This is a genomic window from Stenotrophomonas sp. INTA L402-1 (assembly GCF_059295135.1).
Window position 1 is genome coordinate 26,910 of the sequence record NZ_JCAFWP010000014.1, and the last position, 25,747, is coordinate 52,656.

28 protein-coding genes and 1 pseudogene are annotated in these 25,747 nt (G+C 60.9%); 3 read left to right on the top strand and 26 right to left on the bottom strand.

Annotated features, from left to right (window positions below; all coding sequences use genetic code 11):
• Positions 1-21 precede the first annotated feature (21 nt).
• The 7 genes from AC5O77_RS10075 to AC5O77_RS10105 all read right to left on the bottom strand — a co-directional run bounded on the left by AC5O77_RS10075 (position 22) and on the right by AC5O77_RS10105 (position 4,476).
• Positions 22-558, bottom strand: coding sequence for a hypothetical protein (locus AC5O77_RS10075; RefSeq protein ID WP_197581508.1), 537 nt, complete (start codon positions 556-558; stop codon positions 22-24).
• A gap of 319 nt (positions 559-877) precedes the next feature.
• Entirely contained in the window at positions 878-1,402 is a 525-nt protein-coding gene (locus AC5O77_RS10080) for a DUF4189 domain-containing protein (protein ID WP_494506764.1), read from the bottom strand.
• A gap of 177 nt (positions 1,403-1,579) precedes the next feature.
• Positions 1,580-2,122: a DUF4189 domain-containing protein gene (locus tag AC5O77_RS10085; protein WP_494506765.1), complete on the bottom strand. Its 543-nt coding sequence runs from the start codon at positions 2,120-2,122 to the stop codon at positions 1,580-1,582.
• A gap of 30 nt (positions 2,123-2,152) precedes the next feature.
• A complete protein-coding gene (locus AC5O77_RS10090; RefSeq protein WP_494506766.1) occupies positions 2,153-2,698 on the bottom strand; it encodes a DUF4189 domain-containing protein in 546 nt (181 codons plus the stop codon).
• 110 nt (positions 2,699-2,808) lie between these two features.
• A complete protein-coding gene (locus tag AC5O77_RS10095; RefSeq protein ID WP_223846428.1) occupies positions 2,809-3,327 on the bottom strand; it encodes a DUF4189 domain-containing protein in 519 nt (172 codons plus the stop codon).
• 14 nt (positions 3,328-3,341) lie between these two features.
• Complete coding sequence (locus AC5O77_RS10100) at positions 3,342-3,743, bottom strand: hypothetical protein (protein ID WP_494506767.1); 402 nt, start codon at positions 3,741-3,743, stop codon at positions 3,342-3,344.
• 163 nt (positions 3,744-3,906) lie between these two features.
• The gene (locus AC5O77_RS10105; RefSeq protein WP_494506768.1) at positions 3,907-4,476 is read right to left on the bottom strand and encodes a DUF4189 domain-containing protein; all 570 of its coding nucleotides are present in this window, start codon (positions 4,474-4,476) and stop codon (positions 3,907-3,909) included.
• Between the two features lie 217 nt (positions 4,477-4,693).
• Between AC5O77_RS10105 and AC5O77_RS10110 the strand changes: the two genes are divergently transcribed.
• Complete coding sequence (locus AC5O77_RS10110) at positions 4,694-4,879, top strand: hypothetical protein (protein WP_175392836.1); 186 nt, start codon at positions 4,694-4,696, stop codon at positions 4,877-4,879.
• A 473-nt stretch (positions 4,880-5,352) separates the two neighbouring features.
• On the opposite strand, the gene AC5O77_RS10115 is transcribed toward AC5O77_RS10110, so the two are convergent.
• From AC5O77_RS10115 to AC5O77_RS10200, 18 genes and pseudogenes are all read right to left on the bottom strand, one after another.
• The gene (locus AC5O77_RS10115; RefSeq protein WP_494506769.1) at positions 5,353-5,886 is read right to left on the bottom strand and encodes a DUF4189 domain-containing protein; all 534 of its coding nucleotides are present in this window, start codon (positions 5,884-5,886) and stop codon (positions 5,353-5,355) included.
• A 24-nt stretch (positions 5,887-5,910) separates the two neighbouring features.
• Positions 5,911-6,987 (bottom strand): TrbL/VirB6 family protein, encoded by a 1,077-nt coding sequence (locus AC5O77_RS10120; RefSeq protein WP_494506789.1) that lies wholly within the window; start codon positions 6,985-6,987, stop codon positions 5,911-5,913.
• Positions 6,988-7,083: 96 nt separating this feature from the next.
• Entirely contained in the window at positions 7,084-7,626 is a 543-nt protein-coding gene (locus AC5O77_RS10125) for a DUF4189 domain-containing protein (RefSeq protein WP_310760807.1), read from the bottom strand.
• A gap of 45 nt (positions 7,627-7,671) precedes the next feature.
• Positions 7,672-8,424, bottom strand: a pseudogene (locus AC5O77_RS10130) (type IV secretion system protein); the annotation flags it as partial.
• A gap of 44 nt (positions 8,425-8,468) precedes the next feature.
• Positions 8,469-9,005, bottom strand: a complete 537-nt coding sequence (locus AC5O77_RS10135) for a DUF4189 domain-containing protein (RefSeq protein WP_494506770.1) — start codon at positions 9,003-9,005, stop codon at positions 8,469-8,471.
• A gap of 9 nt (positions 9,006-9,014) precedes the next feature.
• Positions 9,015-10,175, bottom strand: a complete 1,161-nt coding sequence (locus AC5O77_RS10140) for a TrbL/VirB6 family protein (protein ID WP_494506771.1) — start codon at positions 10,173-10,175, stop codon at positions 9,015-9,017.
• A gap of 79 nt (positions 10,176-10,254) precedes the next feature.
• Positions 10,255-11,040, bottom strand: a complete 786-nt coding sequence (locus tag AC5O77_RS10145; RefSeq protein WP_478056845.1) for a hypothetical protein — start codon at positions 11,038-11,040, stop codon at positions 10,255-10,257.
• 51 nt (positions 11,041-11,091) lie between these two features.
• Positions 11,092-13,536, bottom strand: a complete 2,445-nt coding sequence (locus tag AC5O77_RS10150; RefSeq protein ID WP_106468481.1) for a VirB4 family type IV secretion/conjugal transfer ATPase — start codon at positions 13,534-13,536, stop codon at positions 11,092-11,094.
• Between the two features lie 81 nt (positions 13,537-13,617).
• On the bottom strand, positions 13,618-13,926 hold the full coding sequence (locus AC5O77_RS10155; protein ID WP_005410119.1) for a VirB3 family type IV secretion system protein: 309 nt from the start codon (positions 13,924-13,926) through the stop codon (positions 13,618-13,620).
• Positions 13,919-14,329: a TrbC/VirB2 family protein gene (locus AC5O77_RS10160; protein WP_005410120.1), complete on the bottom strand. Its 411-nt coding sequence runs from the start codon at positions 14,327-14,329 to the stop codon at positions 13,919-13,921. Before AC5O77_RS10160 ends, AC5O77_RS10155 begins: the two co-directional genes overlap by 8 nt.
• 72 nt (positions 14,330-14,401) lie before the next feature.
• Positions 14,402-15,382, bottom strand: a complete 981-nt coding sequence (locus tag AC5O77_RS10165) for a lytic transglycosylase domain-containing protein (RefSeq protein WP_478056847.1) — start codon at positions 15,380-15,382, stop codon at positions 14,402-14,404.
• A 3-nt stretch (positions 15,383-15,385) separates the two neighbouring features.
• A complete protein-coding gene (gene virB11 / locus AC5O77_RS10170) occupies positions 15,386-16,429 on the bottom strand; it encodes a P-type DNA transfer ATPase VirB11 (protein ID WP_049398229.1) in 1,044 nt (347 codons plus the stop codon).
• A gap of 13 nt (positions 16,430-16,442) precedes the next feature.
• Positions 16,443-17,699, bottom strand: coding sequence for a TrbI/VirB10 family protein (locus AC5O77_RS10175; RefSeq protein ID WP_423174523.1), 1,257 nt, complete (start codon positions 17,697-17,699; stop codon positions 16,443-16,445).
• Complete coding sequence (locus tag AC5O77_RS10180) at positions 17,696-18,475, bottom strand: TrbG/VirB9 family P-type conjugative transfer protein (protein ID WP_005410124.1); 780 nt, start codon at positions 18,473-18,475, stop codon at positions 17,696-17,698. Before AC5O77_RS10180 ends, AC5O77_RS10175 begins: the two co-directional genes overlap by 4 nt.
• Positions 18,472-19,527, bottom strand: coding sequence for a VirB8 family type IV secretion system protein (locus AC5O77_RS10185; protein WP_164088760.1), 1,056 nt, complete (start codon positions 19,525-19,527; stop codon positions 18,472-18,474). Before AC5O77_RS10185 ends, AC5O77_RS10180 begins: the two co-directional genes overlap by 4 nt.
• Before the next feature lie 89 nt (positions 19,528-19,616).
• Positions 19,617-20,063: a hypothetical protein gene (locus AC5O77_RS10190; RefSeq protein WP_010484845.1), complete on the bottom strand. Its 447-nt coding sequence runs from the start codon at positions 20,061-20,063 to the stop codon at positions 19,617-19,619.
• A gap of 427 nt (positions 20,064-20,490) precedes the next feature.
• Positions 20,491-22,170 carry a type IV secretory system conjugative DNA transfer family protein gene (locus AC5O77_RS10195; protein ID WP_478056848.1) on the bottom strand — a complete coding sequence of 560 codons (1,680 nt, stop codon included), beginning with the start codon at positions 22,168-22,170 and terminating at the stop codon, positions 20,491-20,493.
• 36 nt (positions 22,171-22,206) lie between these two features.
• Positions 22,207-22,464, bottom strand: coding sequence for a hypothetical protein (locus tag AC5O77_RS10200; protein ID WP_006374755.1), 258 nt, complete (start codon positions 22,462-22,464; stop codon positions 22,207-22,209).
• A gap of 235 nt (positions 22,465-22,699) precedes the next feature.
• On the opposite strand from AC5O77_RS10200, the gene AC5O77_RS10205 reads away from it, so the two are divergent.
• Entirely contained in the window at positions 22,700-23,911 is a 1,212-nt protein-coding gene (locus tag AC5O77_RS10205) for an MFS transporter (RefSeq protein ID WP_121503590.1), read from the top strand.
• 16 nt (positions 23,912-23,927) lie between these two features.
• Here the strand turns inward: AC5O77_RS10205 and AC5O77_RS10210 are convergent, their stop codons facing one another.
• A complete protein-coding gene (locus AC5O77_RS10210; RefSeq protein WP_494506772.1) occupies positions 23,928-24,407 on the bottom strand; it encodes a MerR family transcriptional regulator in 480 nt (159 codons plus the stop codon).
• Positions 24,408-24,496: 89 nt separating this feature from the next.
• Here AC5O77_RS10210 and AC5O77_RS10215 point away from each other — a divergent pair, with 89 nt between their 5' ends.
• Positions 24,497-25,735, top strand: a complete 1,239-nt coding sequence (locus tag AC5O77_RS10215; RefSeq protein WP_494506773.1) for an NADH:flavin oxidoreductase/NADH oxidase family protein — start codon at positions 24,497-24,499, stop codon at positions 25,733-25,735.
• The last annotated feature ends 12 nt before the right edge of the window (positions 25,736-25,747 follow it).

The following is a 25,747-nucleotide window of genomic DNA, read 5'->3' on the forward strand; positions in this document are numbered from 1 at the left end:
TTCCGCCGGTTGGAGCTTGGCTCATGGAAGCGACACCTCGGCGACACTGGACGGGTCGAAGTCCTCGAACCGCACCCTGCCCAGCTCCGCCACCGAGTAATCCCGGATGTTGGTCGCTTCAGTCTCGATATCCACGACCTTGCGTCTCACCCCGTCCACCCAGCAGGCCTTGTCCGCAGGCGCATAGCGGAACCGGTAGGTGCTGCTCCAGCGCTCGCGGCTACCGCCGTTGGTGATCACGCTGAAGGTGCCTTCCTCGACCATTGCATACGCAAAAGGGTCGCCGGCCAGGCCACCTCGGGTAGAACACGGCACCAGCTTGTCGTTGCGCGCGGCCAGCTGCCAGCGCCCGCGTCCGTCACCGCGCAGCAACAGCAGCACCCGGTTGGGTCCGTGCTGGCCGGGCACCAGCCCTTCCGGTGTCGGCTGATCGATGACCAGCAGCTGATACTCGATGCCATCGCCGTTGAGCTCGCCCCTGACCGCTTCCAGCAGGTTCGCACCGGACGGAACAAATGCCAGGGCATCGTCCATGTGTGCGCCAGCCCTGTCTTCCATCCCCTCCCACTCCTTCAATGTGGTCATGCCGATGCCCGCCTACCTGCCCAGCCGGAACGCGGTGTTCCGCCTTATCCGGCCTGCGCGGACAGGGATCATAGCCTCGCGTACGGCAAGACCGCGATGATGGCGAGCGTCACCCGATGCAGTGGCTGACAGCGTCCTCATTGGACGGAAGAACTCCTGCATTCGGCGGCACCGGTGCGTCATTTTCATGACGCGCGGGGAGCTTACCGCGAGGCGTTCTGCCGCGTCGAAGGGCAAGGAAATCGAAAAGCGGAATTGATCACAGAAAACTGGGCTTAGCGTGAATGGCGCCTTACCTGATGAACAGATCGGCCGTGCAGGCCGTTCTGGCGATCCCGCATTGCCCCTGCGGCAGCTGCCTCCATGCCGCCTTCGCGTTGCATTGCTGCATCGCGACAACGACCGCTCCCTGTTCGGACATGGCGGTGGCAACGCTGGTGGTTTCAGTGCCCAGACCCGCGTGGGCGACTGCCACGCATTGCGCCTGGAACAAGGTCACCAACGTGCATTCGCCCTTCCCGAACTCCCTGCACTCCTTCATGGATGCACGCTTGGCCTTGCCCCGCGAACGCATCGAGTTGCTGATGAAGGTGTCGCCGCGGGCATCCATCGCCACGCCACGCACGGTCTGCGCCCAGTTGGGGCGATTGTTGTACGGGGAGCCTGAGCTGCTCACCGGAATGGGTGCACAACCCTGTACTCCCTGACCACCGATGGGATACATGCCTTGCGGGCAGTTGCCTTCGGCAAGCGCGGTGAATGGCAACATGCCTGCAATCAGCAGGCACGGGAGAAAAGCGGGGTGGATTCGTTGCATGGGGAGACCCATTCCTTTGCTGCCCATTGTGAGAGGCGGGACGGCCTGAGCGGACGATCGTTGCCCACAGTCGATGCTGGAGCCAAGAGAACAAACGGAGCTGCGCCCAAACACATGAAGCTTTTCTCCGCCATCACGAGTTGCACTGACTACCAGTCCGACAATCCGATCAACGGGTCAGAATGACTCATAGACCGGCTTCGTACAGTCTTCGTATGCAACCTGACACGTCTTTCCACCGGTGTCGACGCACGACTGCCGGGCAAACTTCCGCGCTTCGGCGGCGTCCTTGGCGCTGGCAAGACCGGCGCGGGAAGCCCCGTCCTGGCTATTGGGAACCAACCACGCAACGCATTGGTTTCTATACGTGTAAATGACTCGACAATCGGAAGCACCGCGCCTACCGCAGTCTGCCAGAGCAACCTGCTCTGCGCTCTCCTTGCTCGGCCGGCCCGTCGCAACACCGGCATCTGCGGTCGCGTCGGACGACGCAATTGCTCCCCACGTCTTATGCCACTGACCAGCAGGTCCGGGTTCGCGGGCAGTTCCCCCTGCTCCAGGAATCGGGGCACACCCACCAACCCCTTGATCGCCGATGGGATACTGACCCGCAGGGCAACGACCGTCGGCATTGGCGCTACTGGCAACAAGTAATGCAGCAAGCAGCAGAGCAGAAATCACGAAAGCTGAATCACCACGCAGAGATTTGAGGTCGGTCATTGCCTTCAATCTCCGTGATGCCACAACCGATCAGTCTTGCTTGAAAAACGGCTTGGTACAGTCAGAATGGAAAACAGAGCAAGCCTGACTCCCCAAATCCTTGCAGTCCTTGGTTGCCCGCTCCTGCGCCTGTTCTTTCGTCGCCCCGGTGTTGAATCTCATGCCATTGTCCGGTCGTGCAGCCCGGACAACCGCATAGCACTGGTTATAGTAGGTAAAAACGACTGTGCAGTCGGTAGCTCCGCCCTGCTGGCATCGCTCGACGGCTTGGCGCTCTGCCGAAGCCTTGGCCTGATGCCCAGTAGCAGAACCTGCATCTCCGCCAGGCGAACTGGCGACAGCCCCCCATGTCTTGACCCAATACCCGGGATTCTCCTGCGGGGCGCTCTGAGCCGCGCCGGGTATAGGTGCGCAGCCTCCAACGCCTTGGTCGCCAATCGGGTACTGGCCCCCAGGGCAACGACCTTCGGCATTGGCATTTTCAGTAACGACGAGCACGGCAAACGCCAGCGTCAAAAGCCCAAGAAATGTTACCAAAATGCTTGAATCCGGCCATTGCCAAGACTTTTGGGACATCACTGTTGATCACCCGGTGGTCTGATGCTCCGCACCCGCCATCTTCCTTGAAGCCTTCCGCAGTGCTTCAAGCGACATCCAAAGAACGGGGGGCAATATGATTCGCCATATCAGCCCTCCTGAAAGAAGGGCTTGGTGCAGTCCGAGTGGACGAACGTGCACTCCTGGCTTCCCGAATTCCGACAATCCTGCGTCGCCCTTTCCAGCGCCTGTTCCTTGGTAGCACCCGCGTTGAACATCGTTCCATTGTCCGGCCGGCCTGTTCTGATGGACGCATAGCACTGGTTGTAATAGGTGTACAGAACCTTGCAATCAGTTGCTCCCCAGTGACCGCAGCGCTCGATCGCCTGTCGCTCGGCCGAGGCCTTGGCCTGATGGCCAGTCGATGCACCCGCATCGCCATTCATGGATCCCGCAACGGCTCCCCACGTCTTAACCCAGTGCCCGGGATTCTCATCAGGCGCGCTCCGGCCTGCCCCAGGGATGGGAGCACAGCCGCCCACTCCCTGATCGCCTATCGGATACTGGCCCGGCGGGCAGCGACCTTCTGCTAACGCAGAATTGATGTATGCAGAACCCATAAACACGAAAGACAAGCAAAGATACTTCAGAAAACCGTTGGCGCTCATCGTCAGTCCAGCCTCTAATTTCCTTGATTGGCGTTCGCCGCGCCACGTTGACCAGGTGTGGTTCCTCCCGCCCCGCCCGTGCCGTCAAACACTCGGCCCAGACTGTTCTGAGGATTTGCTGCATTGTGGCCCGACGCGGCCTCCGGAGCCGCCGGCGGCGGAGCCGACATGCCCGGCGGACGACCATCGGCACTCGGCGAGGCACTGGCGCCACCGCCTATCTGCGAATATGCCATGAAGCTACCCAAGGTGCCCTGGAAGAACATGGCCGCCATTGGGGGCGCAGTCAGAATCAGGGTCGTCAGGATCAATCCCATGCCACCCTGCTGCATCGCCTGACTGGTCATGCCGTCGCTGGACGCGCCCATCAGCGGGAACTTGTTCACCAGCGCGGTCACCCCGAACGACGCAGACACGCGAATCACCATACCTATGGCCAGCGATTCCAACCCCAAAGGCAAAGTCGATGTCTTAGGCGGAAGTGAGAAATAGAAATAGCCCGCTTCTCAGCAGGCCACCTCTAAAACAAATAAGCAGAACCTCGGCGTGCAACAAAGCTCACCCAACGCGAGGATTCCATCAGCGGAAAGGCTTAAACTCAGACATGCTGCACGCAGAGTAGATAACGGTACAACCGCGCCCCTTACCCTCGGATTCACAACGGCGCACTGATTCCGCCTTCGCATCCTCTTCATTAGGTGATCGATACGCCACGGTTGTCACATCGGCCAGGGGTACTGAGCCAATCACCGGGCCGGCTAGCGCGGCGCATTGATTGTGGTACTCAAGAATAACTTTACACTTCTGCCCCCCCATGCGCTGACATTCAGAGAGCGCGAGAGACCTGGCTTCTCTCTTTGATTTTTTGACCTCTGCCACACCAATCGCCAAATTCTGGCCTACTTGATGGTCTGCGTCTAGCGCCAAAGCACCCCACCGGGTTTCCCACTTGCCAGTTGGCGTGGGGCCATTGCTCTCACCACCAGTTTGACCGCCCGGAATTGGCGCACAACCTCCTACGCCCTGCCCTCCCACCGGGTACTTACCTGGGGGGCACCGCCCTTCTGCCAACGCCACATTAGAAATAACGAGCAGCAAAAGCACGACAATGCACTTCATACTTACACCTCTATCAATCGACACTGTCATTTCACGCTAGGCACCAGCCTGCCCATACTTTCCAGTATCTTGCTTGATCTCACCTGATCGCCCAATACCGTAACCAGAAGTCGCGCCGTGGCCGGAACTGACCGATGAAGCACTGGAATGATCCTTTGTCTGGGCCGACGAATAGTAGCTACCCGGCGGCTGCCCACTCAGTCCCGGCGCCTGTGCCACCGGGCTGCCACCCATCTGCGAATATGCCATGAAGCTACCCAAGGTGCCCTGGAAGAACATGGCCGCCATTGGGGATAGTCAGAATAGTGTCCATCAGGATCAAGCCCATGCCGCCCTTCTGCGCCGCGCAGCGTCACCCGCAATGCTCGTCGCCAGAGTCCTCATCGACGAAAATGCTCCTGCGTTTGAGGCCCAGATGCGTCAGCATTTTTGACGCACACGCAGCCTACTTCGAGGAGAGGTTGCTCGTTGAACTGGACTCTGATTGAGAAGCGCTTTTGACTAAAAAAAGAAAGCGATAACCGTGAGTCGCTGTCTACTTGGCTCAATCGCCAATCAGTAGTCTCACCTGGAGACAGACACCCCTGACGCACTGGCGATCTGGCTGTCGGCTCGTTCTACCACGATTGCACTTCGAGCGCGGGACCGAACTCCCGAGTTCAGCTTCGAGAGTTCACCTCGTGATGACCCCAAGGCACTCAGATCCATCTACCAAAGTGCGACAGGCGTTGGACGTCGAATGTGTCAACGCAGCTCCATAGTGAGAAAGATGAGGCTCAGGCTGACACCCGTACGGAGATCCGATCACGTGATTAGGACTTGCGATTCGATCGGCGCAGAAAAGAAATGACCCGCTCAATGGCGGGCAATTCTACTGCCGCATCATCTGAAAATGCGGGCAGTGATTCAAAACTTCTCAAACTCCGGCTCGGTGCAATTGGACATGACAACCTCACACCTCTCCTGGGACGCAGCACCACATTGCGCCAGGGACCGACTTGACGCCTCTTCCTTTGTGGCAGCCGCAGAATAGAACGTCCCGCCGATGCCCGTTTTCGAGACAGCCGCCGTCCCACACTGATTCTTATATGTAAACTTCACCCTGCAATCCCTCCCGCCCGAATCAGAGCAGGATCTCACTGCCGCGTTTGACGCGTCGCCCTTCTTCCTCCACCCACTTGCCGCACCGGCGATACCGGACGGCGAGGAGGCAAAGGCTCCCCAAGTCTTAATCCATCGACCAGTTGGACGCGGGCTTTCAGACCCGGATCCACCGGCAGGAATAGGCGCACATCCGCCGACCCCTTGCCCTCCAATCGGATACTGGCCCGGAGGACACCTCCCTTCTGCGAAGGCTAGACCCACCCCAAAAAAGAACAGGGTCAATGCGAGCGCAAACCGAAGAACTTGAGTTGACCAGTCAGTACTCATATGACACATACCCTTTAACCTAAGTCAGAACCGTTAGTCCGCCAAGCCATATTGTCCCTGCCTCTGGGTAGAGGGCGTATAAGTGCTTGGAGCAGAGTTCCTTACAGTGACGCCAGCATCCTGATGACTCGAATGTCCTTCGCCCCTGGATGGCGAAGGAGGCGTGTAAGTGCCTGGCGGGCGACCATCCGAACTTGGAGTTGAAGCCGCGCTTCCACCTATCTGCGAATATGCCATGAAGCTTCCCAAGGTGCCCTGGAAGAACATGGCCGCCATTGGGGGCGCAGTCAGAATCAAGGTCGTCAGAATCAGGCCCATGCCGCCCTGCTGCATCGCCTGGCTGGTCATGCCGTCGCTGGAGGCGCCGTCGAGCAGGAACTTGTTGACCAGGGCGGTGGACCAGAACGCGGTCGAGACACGGATCACCATGTCCAGCGCGATCGATACCATCGCTGCCAGTACCGCCATCGAGAACATCGTGCCGATGCCGTAGAACAGCCATCGCTGGAACAGCTGCTTGGTCTGGTCGAACAGCAGACACAGAATGAACAAAGGACCCAGGCCGATGAACAGTGCCAGCGCGACCTCGTAGAGCAGCAACATCGCACCAGCGGTGACGGCCGGACCACCGGTCCCCAGGCCAACCGCCCGCAAGGCACGATTCTTGTCGTCGCGCAGGGTGCCGTCATCGAGCACCTTGATCGCGTCAATGCCCGACAGGCCCACCTGCATCCAGGCTAGGCTGGTGTCGATCTGATCCTCCGGCGAGTCATTCTTGCCGGTCACCACATAGGTGATCTCGTTCTTGACGTCCTTGATCAGGAAGTTTTTCAGGCTGCCACCGAACATCGCCATGCTGGTTGCGACACTGACGATCAGTGCCGCACGAGCCATGTTCGTCACCAGAATCATCATCGAATCGCGACTGCGACCCGTGACGATGCGGAATCCCTGGATCAGCACCCACAGGGTCATCAGTATCAGGGCGATGCTATCGACCCACGCCATCATGTTGCCGAGCAATTCGATGCCGAACTCGTCAATCCTCTTGCGCGGATACGACAGGATCGACCGGAAGAACACGAAGTCCCCGACCGATCGGACCCACATGGCGTTTTGAGATAAGCGTCCAGTCAACGCACATGCATTGAGCCTGATCACGAACGTGGCGCCGTTGAACAGACTTCAATTGAGTCAACTCAACTTTCAAAATTTTCGAAAAACTGGCTCGGAGCAATCAGCGTAAAAAACGGTGCACTTTTTGCCACTCGGATCCACGCACTTTCTCTGCGCTTCTGCAATCGCAATCCTCTTTTTTGGAGCACGGCCAACCGCAGATTGGGCTCCAGGTAAATCAGCAGATGGAACTAACCATGCCACGCATTGGTTTGAGTAGGATACCGTAACCTTGCAATCCCGTGCTCCACCACCAGCGCACCGCCGCATGGCTTCAGAAGCAGCAAGCTCTGCAGATCGCATATCTGAGACCATTCCCACCTCGGAAGTAGCAAGAGAGGTCGCTATCGCTCCCCAAGTGCTGATCCATTCGCCTGTGGGCCGAGGCGGCAAGGGTATCTGGTCACCTGATCCAGCAGCGCCACCAGGAATTGGAGCGCAGCCGCTCGCACCCTGCCCCCCAATTGGGTAGAAGCCCGGAGGGCAACTTCCGCCCTCTGCACGACCAAGATTTGGAAGAAAGGCGCCAAGAACACCAAACGATGCCAACACAATGAACGGATACATGCGCATGATATGACGACTCTCCAATTTCTGCGGAAACGCTTCCGCTTTCAGTCAACGAGTGGGCGCATTTCCAAACGCTCCGGGAGTGTGGCTCGGCGCATCATGACTTGGCGCCACCTTCGGCATCGTCAACTGACTGCTCTCTGCGCGCCTCTCGGTACTCGTGGGATCAGTAGGCTTGTAACTACCCGGCGGCTGTCCATTAGGTCCCGGCGCAGCAGCAACCGGGCTGCCACCTATCTGCGAATATGCCATGAAGCTACCCAAGGTGCCCTGGAAGAACATGGCCGCCATTGGGGGCGCAGTCAGAATCAGGGTCGTCAGGATCAATCCCATGCCGCCCTGCTGCATCGCCTGACTGGTCATGCCGTCGCTGGACGCGCCCATCAGCGGGAACTTGTTCACCAGCGCCGTCACCCAGAACGACGCAGACACGCGAATCACCATGTCCAGCGCAATCGAGACCATGGCTGCCAATACCGCCATGGAGAACATGGTTCCGATGCCGTAGAACAGCCATCGCTGGAACAACTGCTTGGTCTGGTCGAACAGAAGGCAAAGAATGAACAAGGGCCCGAATCCGATGAACAACGCCATTGCTACTTCGTAGAGCAGAAGCATTGAACCCGCAGTTACCGCTGGACCACCTGTGCCGAGGCCGATGAACCACATGGCCCGGGTCTTGTCTTCCTGCAATCCAGGGTCATTCAGAATTTTGATGCCATCAATGCTGGACAGCGCCACCTGCATCCAAGCCAGACTCTTGTCGATATGCTCTTCCGGTGCCTGGTCTTTTCCGGCTAATCAGGCATTTCTACGTTCTCAGCCAGAAACTCATAAGCGCAACCTCAGAAGCTCTCAAACTCAGGCTCGGTGCATCCAGAATAAATCACTTTACAGCCATCGCTCCCCTGTTCTAAGCACGCATCCACAGCCATCTTACTCGCAGCATCAACAGATGCCGCACGCGCAAACGTGGAGCCACCAAATCTTGCATCACTGGGGGATACGAATGCTGCACATTGATTATTGAACTCCAATACCACCCTGCAATCCGTAGCCCCCCGCTGTGCGCAATTAGCAAGGGACTCCGAAGCCGCATCCCTCTTCTTTCGCTTACCGAGAGCCACGCCGACATCGCCCCCCTTCGCTAAAGCGATGGCCCCCCAAGTCTTGATCCAACGCCCTGTCGCAACAGGCGACGCTTGGCCTGCTCCAGTGGTACCACCTGGGATGGGAGCACAGCCGCCGACTCCCTGACCGCCAATTGGATACTGACCAGGAGGGCACCTACCTTCTGCATTGGCCGTCTGTGGCAATTGGCAGGCAATGATTCCCACACCCAGCAGGAGTACTACACCTGAATAGACACGAATTGACTTCATTTCCGGCCTCTAGTTCGAAGCTAAGCCTTTACGACCAGTATCAGAATTGCCTGACCCAACTGTGGAGTTGCTGCCAGTGACTACGACATTGCTCCCAACTGAAGTCGATCCACCCGATTGACTGCCACCGCTCGTCGACGGCTTGTCCGGCGTGTAATAACTACCCGGCGGCTGCCCGCTCGGACCCGGCGCCTGCGCAACAGGGCTGCCACCTATCTGCGAATATGCCATGAAGCTACCCAAGGTGCCCTGGAAGAACATGGCCGCCATTGGGGGCGCAGTCAGAATCAGGGTCGTCAGGATCAATCCCATGCCGCCCTGCTGCATCGCCTGGCTGGTCATGCCGTCGCTGGAAGCCCCGGCCAGTAGATACTTGTTCACCAATGCCGTGGTCCAGAACGAGGCCGACACGCGGATCACCATGTCCAGCGCGATCGATACCATCGCCGCCAGAACCGCCATCGAGAACATGGTGCCTATGCCGTAGAAAAGCCACTTCTGGAACAACTGCTTGGTCTGCTCGAACAGAAGGCACAGTATGAACAAGGGCCCAAGCCCGATGAACAACGCCATGGCAACCTCGTACAGCAACAGCATCGAACCTGCCGTGACGGCCGGACCACCAGTACCAAACCCGATGAACCACTGCGCGCGCGTTTTATCGGCCTGCAGGCCCGGATCATCCAGCACCTTGATGGCATCAATGCTGGACAACGCCACCTGCATCCAGGCGAGGCTCTTGTCGATCTGATCCTCTGGCTTTTCATCCTTGCCGGTAACGACATGGGTGATGACACCCTTGACGTCATTGGTCAGGAACTTCTGCAGGCTGGTTCCGAACATCGCCATGCTGGTAGCGACACTTACTATCAACGCCGCGCGAGCCATGTTGGTGACGAGCACCATCATTGAATCACGGCTTCGGCCAGTCACGATCCGGTAACCCTGGATCAGCACCCAGAGGGTCATGAAAACGAGGGCCATGGCACCGACCCACTTCATCATGTTGCCCATCAGTTCGATGCCGAACTTCCCGATACGGTCGTGCAGGAAGTCCAGGATCAGGCGGAAGAAAACGAAATCGCCGATCGACTGGATACGCACCGCGTAGCTCAGCAGGTCCTGCAATCCGCCTGAAAAATTTAAGTTGAAAATCGAGCTGATGGACATTTCCATAATTCCTTGGTGGTTCCGCTACCGCTATCGTCGCCGCAGTACCTTGCAGCGAGTTTATACCTGCCTAATGCGGTTACTTGATGCTCAAGGCGGCCTTCAGCGATGCTGTCTTTACCAGGTCGCTTGCCAAACGGATCGCGGTTGGATCACCCTTCAGTGCGGCTTGAGCCACGACTTTCTGGTTGGCCTCCATTACCTCGATGTAAGCGTCATAGGCCTTCATCCGCGCCTCCCAGGACTGCGACTGAACCGCCAGTTCGTTGGCCGTCCGCATCGAGTCACTGTTGACGGCATCCACTGCGCCGCGCAGGCTGCTGGCAGTACGCGCTGCATTGATGAGCTTCATCAATTCATCCATTTTGGGAATGGTCTGCTGGATGAATTGCACGGAATCGTTGTACTTGCGGTTCTGCATCATACGGATGTTCACACAGATCTGGCGCTGCTGCGATTTCACATCACCCGCAGGATTGAACACGAAATAGGAAAACAACGTGTCGATGCTCAGGTCTCCGGCCGAGCCGCAGGATTCCGCCACCATGTAGTTATCCGGAACCGGAGTAAGCGTCGCGCCCGGAGGAAGACCAAAGGACTTGAAGATGCCCTGTGCCTTGATAATGGCATCGGTGACACCTTGCAGCAGCGTTCCCCAGCGGGTCACGTTCTCGCCGAATTCTGCAGCTGACTGAAGACGATCCCAGAGCTTCTCATACCAGTTCAAGCCGTCATAGACGGGAACGCCACCGGCTGTCGCAGTCGTCCCGCCCCCCAAGGAAAGTGCGATACCCATCGCGATCGCCGCAAAGCGAAGGCCAAGCCGACCAGTCTTGCTGGATTTTGGTTTCAGTGCGTTTCTCATCATCGTCTCCATGATCCTTTGTTCGTCGCGATCGCTCAGGATCCATCCTCATCAAGCCAGAGCGTCGTCCCGAGCCACCGATTTTCCAGAGCCCTTCCGGTTCTTGTAGAAATCCTCCAGCCACTGCTCCGGGCTGAGCTCGTCTACAGTGACGCGATTGCGGACCGCGGCCGTCTGCAGGACCCGATGCATGACATCGATGTTGTCGGTCGAGGCCGAAATCACTGAAAGAATGTCGTCCATGCCACGCAGGTTGAGCTGGCAGACACTGGAAGCATGGCCCTGCTTGACCAGGAAGCAGCGCGAGCGCTCGTCCAGTGCGGTCACCACCCTGAACTCGGCCTCGGTCAGCTTCAGGCCATCCATGTAGTCGCTCTTGCTGGCGTTCGGGTTCGGCAGCAGGATCAGTGTTGCGGTCTGCTCGATCAGGGCGGCAGAGATATCGCTCTTCAGCGCATCCTCCGGACTCTGCGTAGCGAAGATGCCCAGACCATTCTGCTTACGGATGGTCTTCTGCTTGTTCTTCGCGAACTCCTTCAGGCCACCCTCGCCGTCCAGGATCTTCCAGAACTCGTCCATCACATAGATCAGCGGACGACCATCGATCAGCGACTCGAGGCGGTGCAGCAGGTAATTGATGACCGGCACGCGCACTTCGGGATTGTCGATGATGTCGGTGTAGTCGAAGCCGATGATGTTGGCCTTGCTCAGGTCAACGGTATCCACCGGATTGTCGAACACCCAGCCCAGCGAATTGCCCGATGTCCAGCGGCGCATGCGCGCGTAGAGCCCATCGTCACCCATGTTGGGCAGGCTCTTCTGGAAGTTGGTCATACTGCGCAGGTGCATCGGCGTATCGAGCATGCTCTCCACCGCGCGATAGATGTCCTCTTCCTCGCGCGCGCTGTACTCGCGCTTGCCGGCCAGCACCTTGATCAGATCGGCCAGGAACTGCACGTTGGCTTCGTTGTTTTCGCACTGGAACGGGTTGAAGCCGGTGGGCGCGCCGTTCTCCAGGGCCAGATAGTTGCCGCCGCAGGCGCGCACGAAGATCTCCGCACCGCGATCCTTGTCGAAAAAGAAGATCGTCGGCGATGGCTCGTACTTCTGCACCTGACTGAGCAGGAAGTTGATCAGCGCGGTCTTACCAGTACCGGACTTGCCGATCACCATGGTGTTGGCGATCGCCTTCTCACCCAGTGAATTCTCGGATGGATGGGTAGCGTGGAAATTGAAATAGTACGGCTGACCGTTGGTGGTCTGCAGCGTGGTCACGCAGTCGCCCCACGGGTTGTTGTGCTGCTTGCCGGTGGCGAAGTTGTGCAGCGGTGACAGGCCCAGGAAATTCAGCGAGCTGACATTGGCCAAACGTGTACGGTAGCGCCAGTTGCCCGGCAGCTGCGAGTAGAAGGACGAGGTGACCGCGAGGTCTTCCTTGGTCGACACGAATCCAGCATTGGACAGTTCGGCGCGGGTCGAGGCCACGTTCTGCGAAAGCTTTGCCTGGCTATCGCCGTAGACCGCCATGATGAAGTGGTACTCACCCAGCACGAAATTGCCGGATGACAGCTGATCCATAGCCTGATCGAGCTCCACGATCTGGCTGACGGCCTTGTCGCCAGACGAGATCATCATGCCCTTGGTCCGGTCGAGCACCTTCAGCGCGTCCTGGCGCCCCATCGGGCTGAAGGAATGGGTGATGACGTACTCATAGTCCAGGTACTTCAGACCGTTCAGAATGCCCGGGTAGGTACCCTCGGCATACTCCTTGATGTTCAAGATGGCGCCGAAGTGGTTGGCGCCATTGGGCGTATTGATGACGAAGTCGCCGGTCTTGGCCGAGAACATGTGCCGGCTGACCGGCAGGTAGTCCTTGATCGGCGCGGGCAACACCGGCACCGGCTCGTCGATGCGGTTGATCAGATAGCCGAACAACTCCAGCGTCTCGGAGAACACGACCCCATTCTTCGCTTCGTACATGCCCAAACGGTACGGCGCATAATCACGGATGACGGCCTCGACGTTGCCGGCAAGCTCCATCAGCTTCTCAACCGCCTGCTCCTGCTCGGCGCGCAGCTTATCGACGTTCGCCGACTTCTCGACAAAGCGCTTACCCGCCACCACCGGGCGGTAGATCATGGTCAGGTACAGCTCGTTCTGCATGATGCGCTGGGAGGACAGCATGCCCATGTACTGGTCGGACACGTCCTGGTTGAAGCGCTGCTTGAAGCTGCTCTTCCCTTTCAGCGTGCGGCGACGACGGATGTCGTGCACCCAGAATGCAACGTTGACGAAGTCGGGCGCACGCAGCGTCTGCAGCAGGCGATTGAAGGTGTTGTGACGATGCTCGAGCTCCCATTCCTCGCGGCCGACGAACGGCAGCCCTTCCAGATGCCAGGTCAGCAGATAGTCGCCGCCCGTGGTCTTGACCACGTTCGGAGCAACATGTGACGACAACGGGATGAACTCACTGATGGAGGTGTCAGGGCTGAACATACGACTGCTTCCAAAGAGGTATTGCCAAGGAGTTTCAAAGGACCCGGCGGGCGCAAAGGCCCGCCAGGTCGGTTCCGGACCTCAATCCATTCGGGCCGGCTTGTCACGGTAATGATTCGGGTTGAACACCCACATGCCATCGTGCTCGCGCACATTGCGTACCCGCAGCTTGAACATCAGGCGCAGGCCCATCAGCCGGAAGATCATTTCGTCACGCTTGGCCATCTGCCGCATGATGAAAACCGCCACGGGAATGGTGAGCAGGAACCAGAAGTTCGTATACATGCTCAGCAGCAACAACCCACCCGCCACCAGGAAGAATGGCAGGTAGGGCACGCCCAGAAACATCGCCGGGCGCGTGCAGCCACGGAACAGGACGTTCTTATGCACTGTAGTACTGGATGGCGTTGTTGATCAGGTAGTAGGTAGTGCCGCTGCCGCCGCACTTGCCGTCGCTGCCGTCACCCAGCAGCATGCGGGCGATCTGGCCGGCGGCGCCGATCAGCACACCACCAATCAGGATCGGCGCGACGTCGGCGATACGCTTGTGCGCGAACGCAATCTGGTAGCCGGCGAAGATCACCGCGATGGTGACAACTGCAATCGAGGCGATATTCAGCAGCCCCTTGATGTTGTTGAAGAAGCCGCAGACCTTGTCGTCGGTGCCGCCAAAGTCGGTCGAGCCTGTGGCGAATGCCTGCGGAGCAAACACTGCACCAACGAAGAGAGTGGCCATCAGCAGGGTCTTCAGCGTGCGCTGGGCCTGGACGAGGTCGAGATTGGATCGCTTCATGGATTGATTTCCTTGTTGATGGACTAACACAACTGAATGGCCTGGCGGTTGCCGGGCCGAACCACGACTTCGTCAGAACACGAAGGCCGCATCCCCTGCGGGAATCCGCTGCGCCGGTGGAGCCTGTACCGGCACGCTGTACGCATTGTCGCTACCGGCCACCGGCTGGTCGCGTTCATTCCAGGGCCGCAGCATCACTGGGCCCTCGCTGTTGGCGCCCGCAGCACCCGGCAACTGCTGCGGCATAGCCATCCCCTGCGGGGTGCCCTGCCGCGGCAGCTGCTGCGGCATGTCTGCGGGCTGCTGCGGATATGCGGCGCCTTGGGCCGGCTGCGCCTGCGGCTGCATCACCCGGTCCACCGAGCCCAGTACCACTTTGGAAAGTGCCTGATCAGCGATGTTCAGCAAGCTGCCACGTGCCATCGCGCCGGTGGAGGGATACACGACGTAGGCACGCGCCGGATCTTCGGACGGCACGTACACCGGATTGCTGGCCTGGGCAACGATCCGCGCCTGCGCCGGAGAGGCCAGCTGAGGATGGTGCTCGACCTTCACGCTGCGGCGCTCGCCGCGGCTGATCACATCGATCGGCGCAACGCCATTGCCGGCGACCTGCTGGCCGCGCCGAATCGAGTCGTAGACCTTCTGCACATAGCCATGACGGAAGCCGGTCTCGAAGTTGCCGGAGTAGTAGCAACTGAACGACTTGCCCCAGTCACCGCCAGAACGCTTGTAGCACTCGGCCAGAATGCGCGAGCCGGCCTGCAGGTTCGGGCACTGCTGGAACGCCTTCTCGTAGGAATCCAGCCCGTACTTACCCAGGTTGTAGCGGTTGACCTGAGCCAGTCCGATGGAGAAGTTGTAGCCCTTCTCCTCCAGCATGCGCACGGTAGCCAACGCCTCATCCAGCGCCTTGGGTTGTCGCGCGAGCGCGCCACCGACCACTCCAATGGCATAAGGGTTGCGCGACGATTCAACATTGATGACATGCTGCATCACGTCCATCGACACCGCCATCTCCGGGCACGCCATCATTTCAAGTCCTGGCAGCATCCTTCAGCCCTCCTGCCCCTGGGCGCGCCCGGGATTGAAATCGATACCGGTGATGTAGCGCGAACCGGCGTGCGCCTTGATATGCACAACGATGTCGATAGTCATCATCAACAGTCGCTTGATCACGTTGAATTCCAGGCCCGAACCTTCGGTGGAGGCCTTCACCATGAGGGCCAACTGGTCCCAGGTCTGCTCCGGACTGCCAGCATGGCAACTGGTGATCGAACCCGGGTGGCCCGATGCGCAGTTGCGGATGAAGTAGAACGCCTCGTCGCCGCGCAGCTCGGCCAGGATGATGCGTTCGGGCTTCATGCGCAGGCAGGCTTCCATGCAGCTCTTGGCGCTGACGTTGCTGGTGCTCTGCCCACCCTTGGAGTACAGCAGGTGCACCACATTGGGTTGGGTCAGAAACAGCTCGCGCGCGTCCTCGATCGTGACCAGGCGTTCGTTGTCCGGGATATGATTGACCAGCGCTTTCATGAAGGTGGTCTTGCCGCTACCGGTCGCACCGGATACCACGATGTTCTTGCGGTACATCACCGCACGCCGGAAGAACTCGGCGTACTCGCGCTGCTGGCGCAGTTCCAGCAACTCGCGATCCTGCTCGCTGATGCTGCCATCGCTTTCCAGGATCTGGTTGAAGAAGCCGTCTTCGTGATACTGGCTGAGCGACTTGGTGTGCTTGGACGGCAGGCGGATGGTGATCGACACCTTGCCTGCATCGCACGCCGGCGGAATCACGAACTGGGCACGCTGACCCGTGGGAAACGTGAGCGAGACCACCGGATCGGCATCGGTGATGCGCTGACCGGTGTTGCTCTCGTTCACCACCGCCGTGCAGAACTGACGGGCCCGCTCGAAGGTCAAGCCCGGCACATCCACACGCTGCCACCCGGCCCGCGTTTCCAGGTACAGCTCGCCAGGACGGTTGATGCAGATTTCCGTCACCTCCGGCGAGGTCATGTACTCGGCAATACCCAGCACTTCGTACTGATAGCGCAGGAAATCGCTGGAGACGAGGGCGAGGGGTGACACTTCGGCGTCCATGATCGTTCGTTGTTTACCGGCGGGGGTGCAGCACGTTGGTGAAATCGACGTCCTTGGCGACGTAGACGTTCACGATGGTGCCCTGGTTGATGGTGACGGTCGGCGGACGGCGCTGGCTGAGGGCATCGTTGGCCAGGCGCTCCATGGTCCGCGCGGTGGCGCTTTCATAGGGCGACTGGATGGTCATGCCGTTGTTGGCCACCGTGGTGGTCTCCGGGCCATGTTCGGCGGCGGCGTACTTGAACGCGTCGGCCAGCAGGCTGATCATCAGCGCCGAGGCAATACGGCTGCCCCAGTGCGCGCTGTACTGGCCCGGATGACCCGCGCCACCCAGCTGATCCACTCCTGGGCTGGACATCGCCACATCGATACCATTGGGCGTGGTGATGCGGTCCCAGATCACTTCCACCCGCTTGCCGGTGGGACCACCGCCGTACGCGCCATAGATCTTGGAGCCCTTCGGCAGAAGCAGATTGCGGCCGTTGATCGAGTACACCGGCTCAGTCACCAGGCACGAGGTATAGCCCGCGATATCGGTAATGATCCGGGTCTCCAGCACACAGCGCAGATAGGTACCACGAACCAGAAGCGCATCCGGGCTGCGGATGAAACTGGCGCTGGAAACATCGTCTACGTCCGGGCCGCGGCGCACACGCGTCGGCGCGGCAGTCTGCTGCCCGTTGCTGCCCATCTGCTGGGCCATCATGCGCGCGTACTCATCCATGCCGGGAGGCTGTCCGCCCGGCGAAGACTGCGCATCACCCGTTCCCACCATCCCGGAATTCCCCCCCATGCGTCGCTCAGCCAGAGTCGGGCCACGCGGTCCGGGATCTCGGTCCATCGACAACGACGACTGCGCAGGCATCGGCTCCGGTGGTGGCAGCATTGGAATCGGCGCAGGTTGGGCGACCGGCGGTGCCGGTTCGGGCGTGGAAACGTTCGGAAGCTCGGGAGTGCTGGATCGCGCCACTTCCGGCGCAGTGGAAGCAGCCTCCTTGTCATCCTGGCCCTTTCGGAACAGCAGGAAGCCCATGGCCACCAGCAGCACCACGATGCCGCCGAGGAACAGAAGCGCCTTGCGATTCAACCGCTGCTCTTCTGCCGAGCGCAGCTGTGGCGCAGCCGCATCGAGGTCCGGCGCAGGCTCGGCCTGGGACGTGCCGAAGTATGGATTCGACTGCGCGTCCGAGGCACCCTGTGCACCGTACGGGCTCTGGCTCTCGTCGCGTCCGCTGTTCGGGTCGTTTCCGGGAGTGTTCTGCTGGCTCATTTCTTCACGTTCCTTCGCAGGCCGACGACGAAGTCGCCGTGGCGGATGACCAGGTACGGGTAGGTCCCGTGCACGATCAGCGTATTGCCTTCAACCGTGGTGTTGACTACGAAGTCTTCACCGTATTCCGTTTCCCGGCCGAACACGGCCGGGAAGATGCCGGTCTTGTATTCCGGCGAGTTCGGCAGTTTCAGATAGGTGAAGCGGCCATCGTCGTAGGCGTTGACCGGGATCAGCCAACCCATCTTCTTCGCCTTGCTGGTCGAATAGGAGTAGTTGAAGTTGTACTGGCGGTCCTTGGCCAGTTCAGAGCTCAACAGGGGCTGCGCCTCCTCTTCCACCGCTTCCTGCGCGACGCCGAACACGGTGTCGTTCGGGTAGGTGAAGGCGATCTTGTACTGCACGCCAGCACGACGGGCCTGTTCCAGCTGGCGCCAGTCAGTGGCCACCACCTTCAGCTCGAAGATGTAGGAATGGGTCTCGGTGCGCACCATCATGTTGGTGTCGACGTCGACGTTCTTCGGCTTGAGATAGAACACGTTCTCGCGACGGGTCAGTTCCCAGCCGCTGCTGAAACCGGTGCTGTAGTCGAGGATCTTCTCGTTCGGGCTCAACTCGATCTGGGTGGTCAGACCCAGGCCGGTGCGAACCGGATAGATGCGGTCCTTCTCGTACTCGTAGTGGTCCACCGCCTGCGCCATCGCTGCTGCTGAAAACAACAGCGACAACATCGACAGCAGCGCCAGCGCGCTTCCCCTGATATTTCGACTACTCATCGGTTGCTTGCTCCATCAGCAGTTCCGGTGGAATTGTTCTGCGCCGGCCTCATGGCCGGCTGTCCGGGCATGGCTTGCCCCGGCGTTACTTGCCCCTGCACCGGCTGACCCGGCATGGGTTGCCCCTGTACGGGCTGGCCCGGCATCGGCTGGCCCGGCGTCGGGCCATTGGCCGGAACGGCGACCGGCTGGCCGGTGGCCGGATCGATCATCGTGGCTGCGGCCGGGTTGTTGGGATCGTAGACACCCTGGGCCTGCTGCGCGGCCTGTGCAGCCTGCTGCGCCTGCGCCTGCATGGCGCCGTCATCCGGCACCGGGACGCCACGGGAATAGTCGTTGTCGACGCGATACTCGGTGACCTGGAAGGCCAGTGGATTAAGAATGCGATCCTGCTCGGACAGCGCGAGGTTCTGCTTGTACTCGAAGCGCATCGTCACCAGCTGGTTGTCCAGATAACTGGACGCACCCGAGCGCTTGTCCAGCAAACTGCGCTGGATGCGCACCGATGCGCCGCGGAAACTGCCATTCGACTCGGCGCCTAGTGGGGTGATACTGAGGATCTTGACCCGGATGGCACGCTCGCGGCCGTACATCACGAACGGATTCTGCGGGTTGTTGCCGGCGTAGCGCTGCCGCATCGATTGCGCTACCGGACTGCTGGACATCACAAATACCAGTTCCCAATCGCGCAGGCCCATCACCGCCGAGTCATAGGATTCGCGCGCCAGTACGTACTGGGCCACGTTGCTGCGGTTGATGGCTTCACTGGAGGTGATCGTCTCGCCTTGGAAGGTCCCGCTCAGGCGCGCCACCGTAGCGGTACCCGTATACGCATCGGCCATCACCAGGAACGGCACCTTCTCCTTCAGCGGCAGCATGTAGTAGTAGCCACCCGCCAGTGCGAGCGACATCAGCAATGAGCCGGTGGCCACCCACCACGCACGTCGCTCGCTGCGACGCGCCATGTCGGCCACGGTGATCTCGTAGCTGACCGCCTTGGCGACCGACTGCTCGACCTTGGGACTGTTGCCGGGATCCTTCTTGCGGAACATGGATTCTTCCGTACTGCTGAAACATCAATGGGCATGGAGCCCCTGCGACAGGCGCGGGGAGCGGCACGTTCGATGGTTTCGAGGTGGACTCAGGTGCCGCTGTTGGAATCAGCGCCCTGCGCCGACGCGGTGGGCGTCGAGCCAGCGCTCTGCACAACGATCTGGTTGCCAACAATGGAGACGGAGATGCCTTGCGCCGAATACGCCGAAGTCAGATCGATCACGGCCTGCTGCGCATTGGTGGTGTCGATCTTCGAGACCGCGCCATACAGCGTGAAGTCCGAGTTGAGGCGGTAGTCCAGTGTTCGTCCGGAATCCTTGGCCCAGCGCTCGAGCATGGCTTTGAGCGTGCCATCCATCGGCGAGGCCTGGTAGACGTAGCTGGAATACAGCGGGATCTCGGTCGTCGCCACGGCAAAGCGGTTGACCGGCTTCCAGCGCCCACCGAAATCGGGGGCGGACTTGGTGGCACACCCTGCCACCATCAGCGCCGCGACTGCGGCGATGGAGATTTTCGCGATAAACGCCTGATTCATACGGGCTTCACTTTGACGTACGAAAAAGCAGTCCCGAGCGTTGGTTCCCTGGCTGTCCGGCGCTGCATGGCGCACGCCGGAATCGGGGAGACGCGCTGGCATGCAGCACACCTGCCCCGGCTCCCCTGCAGCCCGAAAGCTGCCAACCAGGTCGCGGGGCCGCCAGACGTTGCCGACGACACACCCGCACACCCTCACCAACGTCGAAACCATCCTTGTTTCCATGGCACAAACTCCTGGCCACCCTGCGTTACAACTTTTGCCATCCAGCACACACTTCTGGATGACGCACACAGAGTTACACAACCACGCGTCAATTCCATGTCAGACAAGTCTGAAAATCCATGAACAGATGCCGAATTTTTGACCCAGCTCACGGTTTCACGTCGGTGAATATGAATCTACGTCACAAATTTAGCGACGTGAATTAGACGTTAAGCATCGAAACGTCGACCTTCGGCAGCAGCCGCGATGTGAAATAGCGATCCTTGTAATAGCGGATCTTGTCGCACTTCACCGGATGCGGTATGCCCTCGTAGAGGAATACTTCCTTGTCCGGCCCCATCGCCTTCAGCTCCTGCGGCAGCATCAGTGCACGCCGCTCTTCGGTGAAGTTGTGGGTCTTCTCACGGGCATGGGTGACGTTCTTCTTGCGGACGGTGGTGTAGCCCAGCATGTCCGAGTAGTCGTTGGCGTCCTGCTGCTCGCGCGGCGCGTACAGGATCTGCAGTGCGTGGTTGGTGATGATCGTGCGTGACACTTCCCGGCCGTAGGTGGCATCAAGCTGGGACATGCTCTGGATGATCGGCAGCAGGCGGATGTTGTAACCGGCCATGTAGGACACCGCCGAGGCGATGATCTCGACCTTGCCGATCGAGGTGAATTCGTCCATCAACAGCAGGCACTGGTACTTCAGGTCCGGGTTGGACTTGGGCAGTTCCTTGGTGTTGAGGTTGATCAGCTGGCTGAAGAACAGGTTGATGATCAGGCGGCTCTCGGCCAGCTTGTTGGGCTGGATGCCGATGTAGATGGTCATCTTCTTCCTGCGCACATCGGTCAGCAGGAAGTCGTTGCTGCTGGTGGCCTTGTCCAGCACCGGATTGATCCAGGGATTGAGCGGCTCCTTGAAGGTGCCCAGGATCGAGGCGAAGGTCTCGTCGGCCTGGGACAGCATGTTGGCGAACGCCGAACGCGCGTTGGCGCTGAGGAACGACCGCTCCGACAATGCCTTGAGGTACTTCTTCAGATCGGTGCCGTCCCCCGACGACAACCGGTAGACAGCGCCCAGCGTGGGCGTGCCCGAGCCGCCCGGGAAACCGCTGCTGCGCTCGTCGTCCCAGTTTTCGAACAGATACAGGGTGAAGGCCATGAACGCGTTGCGCGCCTGGCTGACCCAGAATTTCTGGTCCTCGGCCCCGTCCGGATACAACATCGCGGCGATGCTCATCAGGTCCGAGACACGGAACGCCGGGTCATCGGAAACATAGCTGAGCGGGTTCCAGCGGTGCGTGCGCCGATCTTCGGCGAAAGGATTGAACAGGTAGATCTCCTGCCCTTGACTGGCACGCCAGCCACTGGTCAGGTCGAAGTTCTCCTGCTTGATGTCCAGCACCACCAGCGATTCGCCGTACTCCAGCAGGTTCGGGATGACGACGCCCACGCCCTTACCTGAACGGGTGGGCGCTGCAAGGATCACGAACTGCTGGCCGTCCAGCCGCACCAGCTTGCCGCCATGGCTGCCAACCACGATGCTCTGGCCGGTCTTCTTGAACATGCCGTGCTTGGACAGGTCGGCGCCGGTGGCAAAGCGCGCGTCGCCGTGCAACGAGCGCTTGTCCTTCTTCAGCAGCAGCACCAGGCCGGTCACCAGCAGCACCAGCAGCGGCAGGCCGAAACCGAGATAACCAGCCCACTTGATCTTGCCCACGAAGGGCGCGACCTGTGGCTGGCCCAGCGCGTTGAAGTACTGGTAGTAGGTGTTCCAGGTGAACAGCTTGGTGTCCAACCCCAGCAACAACAGGGTCAGGTAACCGGAAAACACGAAACCAAGCAGCAGGGTCGCCAGCGTGATGATGGCGATGAGCAGATACTTCTTACTGGGCAACACCCGGATCCTCCATGATGCGCACAAGGGCGCGACGGCCTAGCGGCGGCGCCAGCGCGACGCCTTCTTCCGCAGGTGGTTTTCGTTCTCCAGCCCGGGCTCTTCGCCCTCTTCACGCACCAGTGCCTGCAGGCGTTGGCGCGCTTCGGCCAGCGACATCAGGTCGGTCAGACGATCCCCATCGTCGGCGACGACCGCATGGCCGACCACATCGCCCGGAGCGTACACCGGCGCGTAGGACACCGCTACCAGCTGATAGCGGCCGCGCGTCTCCAGCACATGCCTGAATTCCTGCATCGACATCCTCCTTGTTCCAGTACTCCACAGCCCCTGTGTTTCGCATCATGCCGACGTCCATGTCGTCATTACATGCAGGACGCCGACAACAATGCGCCGAACCTGCTTTCGTACCGAGCCCGTGCCCGGCTTGCCGCAACCCCACGGATCAAACGCTGATTTACCCCCAGCGTGGCTGCTGCTGTTGCGGTGCAGCAGTACAATGCACGGCTCCCCGCCCCCATCGCGCCCCCGCATGAGCCCCAACTCTTCCCTGGCTGCGCGGCTGACGCCCCGTCAGCGCACCCTGATCATCCTTGCCCTGTCCCTGGGCGGCTTCGCCATCGGCACCAGTGAATTCGCCAGCATGGGCCTGATGCTGGAAATCAGCCGCGGCCTGTCGATCAGCGAAACCCAGGTCGGCCACCTGATCAGCGCCTACGCCATCGGCGTGGTTGTCGGTGCGCCGATCCTCGCCTTCGTCGGCGCCAGCTTCCCGCGCCGCAAGCTGCTGCTGGCACTGATGGGCTTCTATGCTGTCGGCAACCTGGCCAGCGCACTGGCACCGAACTACGGCACGATGCTGATCGCGCGTTTTGTCGCCGGCCTGCCGCATGGCGCCTACTTCGGGGTGGCGATGCTGGTGGCGGCGGCAATCAGCCCGGCCGGCCAGCGCGGCCAGGCGATGTCGCGCGTACTGCTGGGCCTGTCGATCGCGATCCTGGTCGGCAATCCGCTGACCACCTGGCTGGGCCAGCAGCTGAGCTGGCGCACCGCCTTTGCCCTGGTCAGCGTGCTGGCCATCGCCACCGTGGCGATGATCGCGCGCTTCCTGCTGCCCGATCCGGACGAGGTGCGCACCTCGCCGATGCGCGAACTGCGTGCCTTCAACACCACCCAGGTGTGGCTGGCACTGGCGATCGGCGCGGTCGGTTTCGCCGGCATGTTCTGCGTGTTCACCTACCTGGCGCCGACCCTGGTGCAGGTCACCGGCGTGGCCGAATCGTGGATGCCGCTGGCCGTGGGCGTGTTCGGCATCGGCGCGATCATCGGCAACATCGCCGGTGGCTGGCTGGTGGACAAGTTCCACTTCAAGGCCGCTGCGGTGGTGCTGCTGTGGTCGATCGTGATGCTGCTGCTGTATCCGCTGGCCGCACAATCGGTGTGGACCATCGGCCCGATGATCATCACCGTCGGCACCATGGGTGCGCTGGCTGCGGTGCTGCAGACGCGCCTGATGGACGTGGCCGGCGAAGCGCAGACCCTGGCTGCCGCCTCCAACCATGCCGCCTTCAATACCGCCAATGCGCTCGGCCCGTGGCTGGGCGGCATGGCGATCAGCGCCGGCTTCAGTCCGGCCAGCACCGGCTATGTGGGCGCGGCCACCGCCATCGGCGGCCTGCTGCTGTGGTGCGTGGCGGTGATGCTGGACAAGAAGCGCAAGGCCGCCGTAGCCGGCAGCCACTGAACATCGCGCCGGATCGTCAGTCTCGGCCCATGCGGCGGCGGCGATCCGGTCGCAGCATTGCCACATCGCCGGCCGCCAGCGTCGGCCGCGCCAGCTCACCGCGCTTCACCCGGTCCAGCACCCGCTGCGAATTGGCCGCACAATCAATGCCCTCCGGCCGCGCCTGGATGTCTTCGATCAGGGCCAGCAAGTGCTCACGGCTCTCTGCCAGCCGCAACTGCAGCGCTTCGATATCGGCCACCTTCTGCTGCAGCATCGTGATCAGTGCCTCGTGCTGCCACTGGCCCATGTCCGGCGGCAACAGCGCGCGGATCTCTTCAAGGCTGAAGCCAGCGCGCTGCGCACCGGTGATCAGCTCCAGCAGCAGCACCGCCTGTTCCGGGTAATCGCGGTAGCCGTTGGCCTGGCGCTGCACAACCAGCAACCCTGCATCCTCATAGAAGCGGATGCGCGACGCGGCAAGGCCGGTGCGTTGCGCCAGCTCACCGATCTTCATCTGCCTGAATCCTCGACATTGGAACCCGTTGACCTTCAATCAAACTTGAAGGTTAGCGTAGCGCCATTCCCCTGTCCTGGAGCTGTCCGATGTCGCTGTTCTCGTCCTTGGCGCTGCCTTCCGGTGCCGTCATCCGCAACCGCATCGCCAAGGCGGCGATGGAAGAAAACATGGCCGACGCCGACCACGCGCCCTCGGCCGCGCTGCTGCAGCTGTACCAGCGCTGGGCCGACGGCGGCGCCGGGCTGATCATTACCGGCAACGTGATGGTCGACCGCCGTGCCATGACCGGCCCCGGCGGCGTGGTGCTGGAAGACGATCGCCACCTCGATCGCTTCATCGCCTGGGCCGACACCGCTCGCTCGCGCGGTGCGCAGATGTGGATGCAGATCAACCACCCCGGGCGGCAGATGCCGGCCGCGCTCGGCCAACCGGCACTTGCACCGTCAGCGGTAGCGATGGATCTGGGGTCCCTGTCCAAGCAGTTCGCGCCGCCGCGGGCGATGACCGGGACCGACATCGAGGAAGTGATTGCCCGCTTCATCCGCAGCGCCGAACTGGCCGAACGGGCCGGTTTCAGCGGGGTGGAGATCCATGCCGCGCACGGCTACCTGCTCAGCCAGTTCCTGTCACCACTGTCCAACCGACGCGAGGACCACTGGGGCGGCAGCCTGGAAAACCGCGCGCGCCTGCTGCTGGAGATCGTGCAGGGTGTGCGGGCAGCGGTGTCGCCCGCCTTCGTGGTGGCAGTGAAGCTCAACTCCGCCGATTTCCAGCGCGGTGGCTTCTCACCCGAGGAGGCGCGCGCAGTAGTGGAGATGCTGGCACCACTGGGCGTGGATCTGGTGGAACTGTCCGGCGGCAGTTATGAAGCGCCGGCCATGACCGGCGCCGCACGCGACGGCCGCAGCCTGGCCCGCGAAGCCTACTTTCTCGAATTCGCACGCGAGATCGCTGCGGTGGCAACGATGCCGCTGATGGTCACCGGCGGCATCCGTCGCCGTGAAGTGGCCGAGCAGGTGCTGGACAGCGGTGTTGCGATGGTCGGCATCGCCACCGCGCTGGCGATCGAGCCGGACCTGCCACACCACTGGCAGCAAGGCCGCGACCAGGTGCCGACCCTGCGCAACATCGACTGGCGCAGCAAGCCGCTGGCCGCCAGTGCACACATGGCCGCGGTGAAGTACCAGCTGGGCCGGTTGAGCCGACGCCAACCAACCGCCCCAGGGGTCTCGCCGGTGTGGGCACTGCTGCTGGCACAGGCCTCGGCCACGTGCCGGACCCGCCGCTACCGGCGCTGGATGGGGGCACGCGCGGCCGCGCACTGAGCCGGCAAGGCT